General features: G+C 60.1%; 14 protein-coding genes. 10 read left to right on the plus strand and 4 right to left on the minus strand.

The genetic code is table 11. The features are described from left to right. Positions 1-206: 206 nt before the first annotated feature. Complete coding sequence (locus tag AC6CHO_RS10580) at positions 207-557, minus strand: MerR family transcriptional regulator (RefSeq protein ID WP_498214966.1); 351 nt, start codon at positions 555-557, stop codon at positions 207-209. 60 nt (positions 558-617) lie between these two features. On the opposite strand from AC6CHO_RS10580, the gene AC6CHO_RS10585 reads away from it, so the two are divergent. Together AC6CHO_RS10585 and AC6CHO_RS10590 are read left to right on the plus strand one after the other, a co-directional pair. Next, on the plus strand, positions 618-1,184 hold the full coding sequence (locus AC6CHO_RS10585) for an RBBP9/YdeN family alpha/beta hydrolase (protein ID WP_498214967.1): 567 nt from the start codon (positions 618-620) through the stop codon (positions 1,182-1,184). Between the two features lie 25 nt (positions 1,185-1,209). Continuing rightward, complete coding sequence (locus AC6CHO_RS10590) at positions 1,210-1,458, plus strand: hypothetical protein (RefSeq protein ID WP_498214968.1); 249 nt, start codon at positions 1,210-1,212, stop codon at positions 1,456-1,458. A 74-nt stretch (positions 1,459-1,532) separates the two neighbouring features. Here the strand turns inward: AC6CHO_RS10590 and AC6CHO_RS10595 are convergent, their stop codons facing one another. Beyond that, entirely contained in the window at positions 1,533-2,042 is a 510-nt protein-coding gene (locus tag AC6CHO_RS10595; protein ID WP_498214969.1) for a GNAT family N-acetyltransferase, read from the minus strand. A gap of 197 nt (positions 2,043-2,239) precedes the next feature. Further along, positions 2,240-3,145: a LysR family transcriptional regulator gene (locus AC6CHO_RS10600; RefSeq protein ID WP_498214970.1), complete on the minus strand. Its 906-nt coding sequence runs from the start codon at positions 3,143-3,145 to the stop codon at positions 2,240-2,242. A gap of 133 nt (positions 3,146-3,278) precedes the next feature. Here AC6CHO_RS10600 and tdh point away from each other — a divergent pair, with 133 nt between their 5' ends. From tdh to AC6CHO_RS10640, 8 genes are all read left to right on the plus strand, one after another. Then, positions 3,279-4,331, plus strand: coding sequence for an L-threonine 3-dehydrogenase (gene tdh / locus AC6CHO_RS10605; RefSeq protein ID WP_444660546.1), 1,053 nt, complete (start codon positions 3,279-3,281; stop codon positions 4,329-4,331). 31 nt (positions 4,332-4,362) lie between these two features. Continuing rightward, the gene (locus tag AC6CHO_RS10610) at positions 4,363-5,562 is read left to right on the plus strand and encodes a glycine C-acetyltransferase (RefSeq protein WP_498214971.1); all 1,200 of its coding nucleotides are present in this window, start codon (positions 4,363-4,365) and stop codon (positions 5,560-5,562) included. Between the two features lie 69 nt (positions 5,563-5,631). Continuing rightward, positions 5,632-6,648, plus strand: a complete 1,017-nt coding sequence (locus AC6CHO_RS10615) for a LacI family DNA-binding transcriptional regulator (RefSeq protein ID WP_498214972.1) — start codon at positions 5,632-5,634, stop codon at positions 6,646-6,648. A 132-nt stretch (positions 6,649-6,780) separates the two neighbouring features. Then, entirely contained in the window at positions 6,781-8,139 is a 1,359-nt protein-coding gene (locus AC6CHO_RS10620) for an ABC transporter substrate-binding protein (protein ID WP_498214973.1), read from the plus strand. A 68-nt stretch (positions 8,140-8,207) separates the two neighbouring features. Beyond that, positions 8,208-9,347, plus strand: a complete 1,140-nt coding sequence (locus AC6CHO_RS10625; RefSeq protein WP_498214974.1) for a carbohydrate ABC transporter permease — start codon at positions 8,208-8,210, stop codon at positions 9,345-9,347. Beyond that, positions 9,344-10,291: a carbohydrate ABC transporter permease gene (locus tag AC6CHO_RS10630; protein ID WP_498214975.1), complete on the plus strand. Its 948-nt coding sequence runs from the start codon at positions 9,344-9,346 to the stop codon at positions 10,289-10,291. The genes AC6CHO_RS10625 and AC6CHO_RS10630 overlap by 4 nt, the downstream gene beginning before the upstream one ends. Positions 10,292-10,476: 185 nt before the next feature. Next, entirely contained in the window at positions 10,477-11,667 is a 1,191-nt protein-coding gene (gene hutI, locus AC6CHO_RS10635) for an imidazolonepropionase (RefSeq protein ID WP_498214976.1), read from the plus strand. Between the two features lie 144 nt (positions 11,668-11,811). Further along, positions 11,812-12,342: a hypothetical protein gene (locus tag AC6CHO_RS10640; RefSeq protein ID WP_498214977.1), complete on the plus strand. Its 531-nt coding sequence runs from the start codon at positions 11,812-11,814 to the stop codon at positions 12,340-12,342. Positions 12,343-12,410: 68 nt separating this feature from the next. On the opposite strand, the gene AC6CHO_RS10645 is transcribed toward AC6CHO_RS10640, so the two are convergent. Then, entirely contained in the window at positions 12,411-12,797 is a 387-nt protein-coding gene (locus AC6CHO_RS10645) for a hypothetical protein (RefSeq protein WP_498214978.1), read from the minus strand. Positions 12,798-12,828 lie beyond the last annotated feature (31 nt).

Raw genomic sequence — 12,828 nt, forward strand, 5'->3', positions numbered from 1 at the left:
AACCTCTACTGGGAGTCCCAAGAGCTTGAACTGCCGATAGCAATACGGTTCATGCTTCGTATCGGGTTGGCGCGCTAAACGATGCCCCGACCGCCCGACGCTGGCCATCAAGAGCACCACATTTGGGCCGCACGGCCTACGCAACGTATACCACCCTTTGCTCAGTGGCGATCCTGGGAATCGGGCCCCTGACCGCTAGTTAATTCTCAATTGGCAGATGCAAGTTCATGCAGTCGTTGTTGCCGCCGATATAGCTCAGCTTGCTTCTTGTCGAGGGATTCGGAAATAGAGACGAGTTCAGCGCGGAGGTCCGGACACATCTCCAGCCAAATTCCATAGTCACCGTCGCGAGCGCAATCGAGATAGCGTTTGACCGACGCAGCGTTCAGCCCTGCATCAATCATGGTCTTGATCTGCGCGACGCGAATGACGTCATCTTGGGCATACTCGCGATAACCTGCGCTGCTGCGTTCAGGGATAAGCAATCCGCGCTCCTCGTAATGGCGCAGCGCGCGGGCACTGGCTCCCGTTAGCTTGGCAAGTTCACCGATCTGCATCGCTGTTTCCTCTCAACGAGCTTGACCTTCACGTTAGCGTCAGGCTGTACGTTCTTGTTCGTGACTTCCTTAACAACATTACAGAACGCCTTGATCTTCCACGGCTACGGTGCAAACCCCAACGATCACTGGTTTGGGTGGCTGGCCCAGCAACTCGACTCCGCCAGCATAAGCACCAAAGTCCCCGCACTGCCTGATTCTCTCGCGCCCGACGCGGCCCGGTGGCAGGAGTCCATTGGTGCCACCGTGGGTGAGCCAAGCGAAGATACTGTCGTGATCGCGCATAGTCTCGGTTGCCTCGCGGTACTGCGCTACTTGTCATCGCTCACTAGTGCCTGGCGGCTAGGGAGCCTCGTTTTGGTATCCGGATTCCTTGATCCGCTACCCGCGCTACCGGAATTGGATGGCTTCATCAGTGCCGGGTGCGATGTGACCGGGCTGAGCGAACGCATAAACCGGGTTATCGTGATTCGCTCTGACGATGACCCCCTGGTGCCACCGGTTCACACGGATCGACTTGCCGGACTTCTAGAGGCCGAAACAGTGGTGGTCCCCAAAGCGGGGCACTTCCTCGCCGCCGATGGTTATAGCACTCTTCCCGACGCACTCAACGCTATCGTCTCCTGAATCGGGTGGCTACGAAAGGATGTCAATGAACTTCCGAATGGTAGTGCTCATACTGGTCATCTTCTGCGTGGGCACCTCCGAGCTCTCGCCCAGCGGAAGGCTTGGCGAGGTGGCGCGGGATTCGTCGGTGACCATCCTGACAGCGGGTCTGCTGGTCAGGGTGTATGCGCTGTCTGTTGCAGTCGACGGGCCGATAACCGCTGAGCCTGAAGAGCGAACGACACAGAACCAATTTTCACCTCAGCCACAAAGGATGCTCTTCATCTGCGATTAGGATTCTTTAAAAAGTCCTGACGATTATCGCGCATAGCAACGACCATCAGATGTGTCCTCTCTCATGGATTCAGGTCAGCCGCCGTACTGACCATCTGAAGCTTGGGTCAGATGAAGGATCATTGTGTCGGAGTTTCCAGATCTGCCGACTTTGCTGAATCCGGCTCGCTCGTAGAGGTGAACTGCCGGGTTTAGGTCTTCCACGCTTAAACTCAATGCCGTGAAGTCGAGGTTTATGGCTTGCTCGATGACGGCGGTCAATAACGAGGTTCCGACTCCGCTTCCGCGGTTCCCAGGAAGCACCCCCATAGTCAGTTCGGGAATCGTGGATGCTACAAATCCATATCCAGGATTGTCTTCGCTTAGGAGACGGGCCCAGACTGCCCCTATTGGTTCGCCGTCGTCGGTTTCGGCGATGGTTCCGAAATCTGTTTCGGGTTGCCAGTTCGCCACGTAGCGGCTGATCTCTGGCGTTTGACGGATCTCTTCTTTGGTGAACGTCTGATTTCCTGACCAGTTGAATGCTTGGAGGAGGACCTCGGTGAGAAATAAAACGTCTGCTGCGGTAGCGGTGCGTAAGTACATGATCACCAATGCTAAGCCGCGTTGGATGCAAAGCTCAGGTTGTAACCGGCACTCCCAGAAAACCTAATGATTGCTTTGGTCCGAGCCGGTAATGTAAAAGCTCCAGAAAAAGTAAGCGCGCAAGCCCAACTCCTCACGGACTCGTTCAAAGGAGGGTGCAACAAGAACCTGAGAGCCCGTTTTCCCTAATCTCGGAATCAGCTGATCACCAAGCGTTTTACAGTGCTTCTGATTGCCTCGATGACGTCATTGACGGTCTTTCGGTGCAGGTGTTCCGCCCTCAATAAAAGGTCGATTTGTCGACCGGAGTTTATGCCTTTAATCGGTCGTAAAGTCACCGATTCATCCAAGGTTTTCCGCGCCGTGAATCGAGGCAATATCCCCAGGCAATCGCTGGCTTCGACGAGCGCGCCAGCTGTTGCATAGTCGTTCACCCGGTGCTCGATTTGCGGAGCCTTGCCTGCCAGCGCGGCAATGGTTTCCAGGACATCGGCCGGCGAATATCCGGAGCGGGAAACGACCCAGCGTTCATCGATGACCTGCTCGGGGGAGAGCTCATCGAATTCGGCCAACGGGTGATCCTTATGGATGGCGATATCCAGCGGTTCGAAGGCCAGCGGGATCACCGTGATGCGATCTTCGGGCCACGGAGCCGTATGCGGCATGCGGTGGGCCAGGACCAAATCGTAGGTCGAGGTCAGTGCGGGGAAATCCTGCTGCGAAACATCCTCATCGGAAAAATGCAGGGGCGGCAGCTGGCCTTCGGGCAGGGATAGCAGCGGTGCAAAAATGGTCTGCCCGATGGAATGGAAGCCGGCGACGTTGATCGGGACATTCTTGTCCTGCTCCACCGTGCGTATTCTTGCCGAGGCTTCGGCCAGCGTCGAAGCCACCGATGCGGCCGCGGAAGCAAGCAGCTTGCCCTCGGAAGTGAGCACCAGGCGCCGGCCTTCCTTTTGAGTCAGGGGTGCCGGGAACCCGCGTTGCAACTGGGCCAAGTGCTGGGAGACGGCCGAGGGGGAGACGAACAGCGCCTTGGCCACGGCATTGACGCTCCCCAGATCCGCAAGTTCGCGCAGGATCCGCAGCTGATGTAATTCCATGAAGTAAATGCTAAATCAATAGATCAGCAAATCGTGCTTCTTCTAATATGTTTTCCCCGGGAGTGTGGTGCGACACTGGAAGCAACACAGTCCGTCGCGTGTGAACCCGACGGCCATCTGAAAAGGATCACGCATGAAAGCACTGTACAAGTCCGGGCCGCACGCTGGGCTGGAACTCGTGGACCGCCCAGAACCAGAAGTAGGCGTGCACGATGTAAAAATCCGTGTCATGACTGCCGGCATCTGCGGCACCGACCTGCACATCGAGGCCTATGACGATGCAGCCAAGGCCATGATCAACACCCCGCTGGTCCCAGGGCACGAGTTCTACGGCGAAGTCGTGGAGATCGGTGACTTCGTGCACGGCGTCAAGGTCGGGGACCGGGTCTCCGGCGAAGGCCACGTGGTGTGCGGAATGTGCCGCAACTGCCGTGCCGGCCGCAAGCAGATGTGCATCAACGTTGATTCCGTCGGCGTCCAGCGTGATGGCGCCTTCGCCGAATATGTATCGATCCCCGAAAGCAACGTCTACATCCATCGCGATGAGCGCATCACCCCGCTGCTCGGCGCCATCTTCGACCCGTTCGGCAATGCGGTGCACACCGCCTTGCAGTTCCCCATGGTCGGCGAGGACGTGCTGATCACCGGGGCCGGCCCCATCGGCCTGATGGCCGCCGCCGTGGCTCGCCACGTCGGTGCCCGCAACATCGCCATCACCGACGTCTCCGAACAGCGCCTGGAACTGGCGCAGTCCATGGGCATCGACCTGGCCGTGAACGTGGCCACCACCCGGATCAAGGAAGCCCAGCAGCAGCTGGGCATGGTCGAGGGCTTCGACTACGGCATGGAAATGTCCGGCCACAAGACCGCCCTGCCGGAAATGATCGAAAACATGAACCACGGCGGCAAGATCTGCATGCTCGGACTGCCAAGCACCTCGATCGATATCAACTGGGGCAAGGTAGTCACCCACATGCTCACCCTGCGGGGCATCTATGGCCGCGAAATGTTCGAAACCTGGTACGCCATGAGCGCCATGCTCACCTCTTCGGACGTGATGCGCGAGCGCATCTCCTCGGTAGTCACCGACTTCCTTCCGGCTACCGAATGGCAGCAGGGCTTCGAAGCCGCCCGCAGCGGCCACGGCGGCAAGGTCGTGCTCGACTGGACCGTTTTCGCAGACTAAGAATTCCCCGCACCAACAAGGAGCAATCCCCATGTATACCGACCTCAAAGACCAGCTGGCCGCCGAGCTTGACGAGCTGAAGACCTCCGGGCTGTTCAAGGCCGAACGCCACATCGACTCCGCGCAGTCAGCCTCGATCATGGCCGGCTCGCTGGGCGCCGAAGCACGCCAGGTGCTGAACTTCTGCGCCAACAACTACCTGGGCCTGGCCGATAACCAGCAGATTATCGACGCCGCCAAGACCGCCATGGATGATCGCGGTTTCGGCGTGGCCTCGGTGCGCTTCATCTGCGGCACCCAGGATACGCACTTGGAACTGGAGGCCAAGCTCTCCGAATTCCTGGGCACCGAGGACACCATTCTGTTCTCCAGCTGCTTCGATGCCAACGGCGGTGTTTTCGAGTCGCTGTTCGGCAAGGAAGATGCGATCATCTCCGATGCGCTGAACCACGCCTCGATCATCGATGGCATCCGCTTGTCCAAGGCGGCCCGCTTCCGCTACGCCAACCAGGACATGGCGGATCTGGAGACCCAGCTGCAGGCTGCCGCGCAGCTGAACGACGGGGCGGGTGCCCGCCGCACCATCATCGTCACCGACGGCGTGTTCTCCATGGACGGCTACCTGGCTCCGCTTGAAGCCATCTGCGATCTGGCCGACAAGTACAACGCGCTGGTGATGGTCGATGACTCGCACGCGGTGGGCTTCATGGGCGCCACCGGTGCCGGCACACCGGAGCACGCCGGAGTCTCTGACCGCGTGGACATCTACACCGGCACCTTCGGCAAGGCCCTGGGCGGCGCCTCGGGCGGCTACGTCTCGGGACGCGGCGAAATCGTGGCGATGCTGCGCCAGAAGGCCCGCCCCTACCTGTTCTCCAACTCGCTGGCCCCGTCGATCGTGGCCGCAACCCTCAAGGCGCTGGAACTTGTGGTGGACTCAGGGGACCTGCGCGAAAAGCTCTTCGAGAACGCGGCGCACTTCCGCCGCCGGATGAGCGAGGAAGGCTTCGAGCTGCTCGACGGCGAGCACGCCATTATCCCGGTGATGTTCGGCGATGCCATCAAGGCGGCCGAAGTGGCAGCGAACATGCTCGAACGCGGCGTCTTCGTCACCGCCTTCAGCTACCCGGTGGTTCCCAAGGGGGCCGCCCGCATCCGGGTGCAGCTCTCCGCAGCCCACTCGACACAGGATATCGAGGCTTGCGTGGAAGCTTTCGTCGCCAGCCGCTGACCGGGAAAGTTGCCTGACGGCGTGTTTCAATAGGAATTACGTTTCGGCACTACCAACGGCGGAGGACTCATGGCTACCAGGGATGATGTGGCGCGCTTGGCCGGCGTATCTCCCAGTACCGTCTCCTACGTGATCAGCGGCCGGCGCACGATATCCGATGCGACCAAGGCCAAGGTCCTGGCGGCCATGCGGGAGCTGAATTACACCCCGGATGCCTTTGCCCAAGGCCTGGCCGGGTCGCGTCGCGGCATCCTGGCCCTGCACTTTCCCACCAGCGTGGACGGCTATTCCTCCACCGAATTCGAGTACGTCACCGCGGCCATGGAGCGTGCCCGCGCGCTGGGCTATCACATGCTCTTGTGGTCCAACCCGATGACCGACGTGATGGGTTTGGAAAGCCTGGTCGGCCAGAAGCTGGTGGCCGGGGTGCTGCTCATGGAGGTGTCGATCAACGATCCGCGCTTTGACGTATTGCGCCGTGCAAACATCCCCTTCGCTTCCATCGGGCGCCCCGATGACAGCGATGACCTGTCCTACGTCGATAATGATTTTGCCGAGGCCGGGCGTATCGCGGTGGATTACCTGGCCAGCCTCGGGCACCAGTCGATCATGTACATCAACGTGTCGGTCGAAGACCAGATGGCCGGAAATGGCCCGGCCATCCGCACGGCCCGGGCGATCTCGGACGCGGTGCGCGGACGCGGCATGATCCTGCAGGAAGTCCCCGTGGAGAACAACGCCCGTGGCGGCCGCCAGGCCCTGGACGCGTACCTGAAAATGAATCAGCGGCCCACGGCGGTTCTCGCCCTAAAGGAATTTGCCACCGCAGGTTTTGTCAACGCCGCGGGCATGGCTTCGCTGCGGATTCCCGGGGATCTCTCCGTGATAGCGCTGGGCGTGGGGGATCGTTCGGCCGAGATGGTCGCGCCGGCACTGACCACTGTTGCCCCTCCGGGGGAGCGCATTTCCCATGCGGCGGTGGATGCCCTGGTGCAAAAAATCGAGGGGCGTGCCCAGACGGCGGTGCAGGAGCTGATCGCCCCGCTGATGGTGGTCCGGGGCAGCTCGGGCCCAGCCCCGCACTGAGTGGAAGTGGCAATTTGTTGCGTGGTTCGCGGCCAACTGTTGACGCGCGTCGATGACCTGCGTCACTATGGAGGGGATCGTTCGTGCCGAGCCACCTCAACTGGCAGGGCACCACTCAATGTGGAGGGCAACATGAAAAAAGCAAAACGCGGGCTGAAGCTCGCGCCGGTGATCTCGGTGGCAGCAATCAGCATGCTCCTGGCCGGCTGCTCCGGAGGGGCAGACCCCAATGACCCCAACGCCTCCGGCGGCGGAGAAGCCCAGGTAGGCAAGGCGGACGGAGTGGTCGACATCTACGGCCCGGTGACCGGCGTCGAGGCGGAACTCCTTGAAAAATCCTGGGCCAAGTGGTCCGAGGAGAACGACATCAAGATCCGCTACACCGGCGACAAGAATTTTGAATCCCAGATCGGCATCAAGGTCCAGGGCGGCGACACCCCGGATCTGGCGGTCTTCCCGCAGCCAGGGCTGCTGCAGGCCACAGTGGCCCAGGGCAAGGTCCAGAAGCTTCCCGAAGCAGTGCAGGCCCAGCTTCAGGAGAACTGGTCCGAAGACTGGCAGAACTACGGCAAGGTCGATGGCGTGCAGTACGGCGTTCCCCTGATGGCCAGCGTCAAGGGCTACATCTGGTACTCGCCAAAGCAGTTCGAGCAGTGGGGCGTAAGCGTTCCGAAGACCTGGGACGAAATGACCGACCTCGGCACCGAAATCTCGAAGAAGACCAGCGAGCCTGCCTGGTGCGCCGGGTTCGCATCCGGCGAGGCCTCGGGGTGGCCGGGCACGGACTGGATTGAAGACGCCGTGCTGCGCCAATCCGGAACCGAGGCCTACGACAAGTGGGTTTCCGGCGAACTGGAATTCACCTCCCCGGAAATCACCAGCGCCTTTGACTCGGTCGGAAAAATCTTGCTCGATCCCCAGCAGGTCAACGCCGGCTATGGAGGCGTGAAGTCGATCAACGCCACCGCTTTCGGCGACATGGGAACGGCCGTTGCCAAGGGAACCTGCCCGCTGACCCACCAGGCATCCTTCCTCGAAGGCTATGTGCTTGACTCCAAGAATGCCGATGGCAAGAAGGCCACCGTCGCCCCTGACGGAGATGTCTGGGCCTTTGTCGCCCCGCCGGCCAAGGCAGATGATCCCGTGTCCGTCGTGGGCGGCGGCGAATTCGTTGCCGCCTTCTCCAACGATGAAGACACCGCCAAGGTCCAGGAATACCTGGCCAGCGCTGATTGGGCCAACAGCCGCGTCGGACTCGGTGGCGTGATCTCGGCCAACTCCGGCCTTGATCCCAAGAACGCCAGCAGCGACCTGTTGCGCTCCGCCGTCGAACTGCTGCAGGATCCGAACACCACTTTCCGCTTTGACGGATCTGATCTGATGCCCAAGAGCGTCGGTTCCGACTCCTTCTGGAAGGGACTGGTGGATTGGATCGATGGCAAGCCGACCAAGGAAGTGCTTGAAAATATCCAGTCCGGTTATGACTCCTAGTCACTGCCTTGTTCGTCGCCAACGGCCGGGATTCCCGGCCGTTGGCGGGATTGTAGGAGCCTGAAGCCATGTCCCAATTTTTCCAGTGGCTGGCGGGCGTGCCGCCGCTAGTCCAGGTGCCGATCGTCTTGATTGCCTTCGCAATCCTGATTGCGGCGATCCTTGCCTTTGTCGAAACAGCCACCAAGGGCGGACGCGGATTCACCGTGGTGCGTTTTGCCGCCGCAGTGGTAGTTCCAGTGGTCATCTTGCTGATCCTGGGCCTGTACAACTCGGTCATGTGGGTGGCGGCGATTGCCGCAGCGCTCGGCGCCGTGCTGTTTTTTGCCGACCGCCGTTCGCGCGAGGGCGCCGGCTCGCTGCTGCAGCTCTCCGGTTTTCTGGTTCCAGCGCTGTTATTGCTGGCCATCGGCTTGATCTACCCCACGGTGAAAACCGCTATCGCCGCGTTCATGGCCAATGATGGATCAGGATTCGTCGGCCTGGGCAACTTCGCCTGGGTGTTCACCAGCCCTGACGGAGTGACCGCCCTGCTCAATACCCTGGTGTGGGTGCTGGTGGCGCCCATTGTTTCCACCGTCATTGGCCTGGCCTATGCGGTGTTCATCGACAAGAGCCGCGGCGAGAAATTCTTCAAGCTGATGGTGTTCATGCCCATGGCGATTTCCTTCGTTGGCGCATCGATCATCTTCAAGTTCTTCTACGACACCCGCCAGGGCGATCAGATTGGCGTGCTCAACGCGATCATCACGGCCTTCGGCGCCAAGCCGGTCGACTGGCTCGGGCTCGAACCATGGAACACCCTGTTCCTGGTCATCATCCTGATCTGGACCCAGGCAGGGTTCGCCATGGTCATTCTCTCCGCGGCCATCAAGGGCGTGCCCGCCGAGCAGCTGGAAGCGGCAGCCCTCGATGGGGCCAGCCCGTGGCAGCGCTTCGCCAACGTCACGCTGCCAGGGATTCGCTCGTCGGTAGTCGTCGTCTTGACCACGATTTCCATTGCCTCGCTCAAGGTCTTCGACATCGTTTCATCAATGACCGGAGGCCGCTCGGATACAACGGTCCTCGCATTCGAGATGGTGCGCCAGTTCCAGCTCGGGGCGCGCACCGGCTACAGCTCGGCCCTGGCCGTCATCCTGTTCATCCTGGTGCTGCCGATCATCATCTACAACGTCCGCCAGCATAAGAAGCAAAGGGGCATCCGATGAGCTCCGTCAGCGAATCCTCTCGCCGCCTCCTGGCGGCTACCGAAAAAACCAGCGGGAAGCTGCGCAAGGCGACCACATCCCGCGGGGCCACCATTGCGGCATTCATCATTGCCGCAGTGTGGACCATCCCCACCTTCGGCCTCTTTGTCTCCTCCTTCAGGCAGGCTGATGACATCAAGACCTCGGGCTGGTGGACGGCCCTGTCCAACCCGTCATTCACGCTGGACAACTATGCGCAGGCCTTCTCCTCGGGCGACAGCCTTCCGTTGTCCAAGGCATTTTTGAATTCGCTGGTCATCACCATTCCAGCGGCGATCGTTCCGATCATCCTCGCCAGCCTGGCGGCCTACGCTTTTGCCTGGATCAATTTCAAGGGGCGCAATACGCTGTTCGTCCTGGTGTTTGCCCTGCAGATTGTTCCGATCCAGATGGCCCTGGTTCCGCTGCTCCAGCTGTTCTCGGACGGCGTGAAAATCGGCGGCCTGTATATCCTTCCGGGGCTGGGGGTCAACGGATTGGATGGCGCCTATGCGAAGGTGTGGATCGCGCACACGATCTTCGCACTGCCCTTGGCGATTTTCATGTTGCACAACTTCATCTCGGAGATCCCCGACGAGGTGATCGAGGCGGCTCGCGTGGACGGTGCAGGTCACGGAAAGATCTTCTCGAAGATCGTCCTGCCGCTGTCGATGCCGGCGATCGCTTCCTTCGGCATCTTCCAGTTCCTCTGGGTGTGGAATGACCTGCTGGTGGCAACGGTGTTCACCTCGGGCGGGGGACTGCCGATCACCAAGGCGCTCCAGGATCTCTCGGGAACCTATGGGCAATCCTGGGAGCTGCTCACCGCCGGTGCGTTCATCTCGATGATCATTCCGCTGGTGGTCTTCTTCGCCTTGCAGCGCTACTTCGTGCGTGGACTGCTGGCGGGTGCCACCAAGGGCTAGCCGAAACCGCAGCTGCAGCGAGGGCCCCGGATCTCCGGGGCCCTCGTTCTGTCTGAAATCCCGGATCTCAATAGCCATCGCCGAGGCCGCAGCCGAGGCTCGGGCCAGTAGGCTCGTGAAAGGAGAACATCCACGGATTTCGCGAGCCCTCGCAACGGGCTGCGCAGAACAAGAGAGGTCGCCATATGGGTACGACATTGCTGACTAATATCGCGCAACTGGTCACCGTTGATGCCGCGGGCAGCGTGCTGGAGCATGCCGCCGTGCTGATCCGCGAGGACCGGATCGAATGGATCGGCGCAGCAGCCGATGCACCAGCGGCCGACACCGTCCACGACCTGTCGGGGCGAACCGTGCTGCCAGGCTGGGTCGACTCCCACAGCCACCTGATTTTCGGGGGAGATCGTGCTGAAGAGTTTGTTGCCCGCATGGCCGGCCAATCCTACGCAGCCGGCGGCATCGCGGTGACCACTTCGGCCACCAGAAGCCTCAGCGATGAGGAACTGGCCGGGCTGGTGGCCGCACGCCGCGCCGAAGCCCTGTCCATGGGGACCACGTGGATGGAAACCAAGACCGGCTATGGCTTGGAGCTATCCGAGGAAAGCCGCCATGCGCGTTTGGGCGGACCCATCGTCGATACCCTGACCTTCCTCGGCGCCCATCTGGTCCCCGCTGGCGCTGATGCCGATGAATATACCGACCTTGTCGCCGGCCCCATGCTTGAGGCCGTCGCACAGGACATCGACTTTGTTGATATCTTCTGCGAGCGCGGTGCCTTCAATGAAGACCAAACCCGCCGCGTCCTGCAAGCAGCGCAAGACCGGAATCTGGCAACCAAGGTCCACGGAAACCAGCTGGGCCCAGGCCCGGGAGTCAAACTTGCCGTTGAATTCGGCAGCCATTCGGTGGACCACGTCAATTACCTTGAGGACTCGGATATCCAGGCGCTCGCCGGAAGCTGGGCCAATTGGGACCGCACGACTCGTTCCGGAAAGCCCGGCACCGTCGCCACCTGCCTGCCGGCCTGCGACTTGTCGACCCGACAGCCGCTGGCACCGGGGCGCGAGCTGCTGGATGCCGGGGTGGGCATCGCCCTGGCCAGCAATTGCAATCCAGGAACCAGCTACACCAGCAACATGAACTTCTGCGTGGCCACCGCGGTGCTGCAAATGAACCTGTCCCTGGCCGAGGCCATCGAAGCCGCCACCTACGGTGGAGCGCTGGCGCTAGGCGTCCAGGATCAGGTGGGCTCCATCGAGGTGGGCAAACGCGCAGACCTCCACGTTCTCGATGCGCCGGCAGCTGCGCATCTGGCCTACCGGCCCGGAATGAACCTGACCCACAGCGTCTACCGGGCCGGTCAGCTGGTTAGCTGAGGCGTAGGCCAGAAGTTTGCAACCAATTTTTGGACGTGCATAATGAGTGCTACGCGTTGTATACCGTACATCTCTGCTCGAATATTTTCCGCGTTCAGTTCTACACCGACTTTGGCGCTCGCCAAATTTGAAATGTAAATAATAGTGGTATTTCACCTGAAACGGACCACGATAGGAATGTGGCCAAAAGCCAATAGGCGCAAAATCCTTGCTCAAAGCGAGGAAGCGTACCTTCGCCGCTTACAAGAAATCGAAGCTTCGGCTCTCGGCCCCGAAGACCGGGGTCCCTCGCTAATAAATATTGGCAAAGGGCAGGCCGAGTTCATGGGCTATGCTACAAAAAGTAGGTTCGCAGCTCATTACATTGTCGTAGATGTCGAAGGGCTGCCCACTCAAAACGGACGACGGGAACGCACGCTTGATTGGGTTGAAGCAGAACAGGCAGAACTTTTAAGTCAAATTACTGGCTACTGGCTGGCGGTCTTGAGGATTTCTGACAGCCAGAAAGAAATGTCGTCGGGGGAGAGCGAGCATTTGTTTGTAACAATGTCCGCATTGAACGATTTCTTGCAACCGATGGAGATCGCTTGGTATCCCGCTTTGCAGGGATACCAGATGATCGATGGCGTTGGCTTCTACTCTCCCGATTGGCGCTGCGGTGACGAACCTGCTTAGGCACCTGTTTTCCAAACAGCCGTCGGAGTGTAGTTCCGCAGATAATTGTCGATCTGGTTGGGGAGGTCCTAGCCAAGAGGGCCATGGCCCAGAATCTTCCACAGGCGGTCGCGTTCAGCGCCCACCATGACATTTGCTTCAAAACTAGCTTCGACTTTGGTTTTTGGATCGTTCACCAATACGTAACCATCGCGTAGTTCATTGGCCGTGTACCAGCCTGGGCCGTAGTCTTCTTCAACGAAATCGTGCTGGCCGTCTATCCAGTGCGTTTGCCACCACATTCGTTCTTGCTTCTCCCATAGAATCGGGAATGAACGCATGATACTTACCGAAGTCGTCAACCATCCTCGGAGCTGGCCATCTTGCTTCAGTTCCCAGGCCGCGTCTCGAAAAGTATCCAACTCGGGATTCCGTGGCCAGTCACTCTCATCGAACCACTTGTCTATCAAACGCATATCATCAATGGTATCGATACCAATAACGAGT

The organism is Glutamicibacter sp. GQ173 (genome assembly GCF_059759215.1).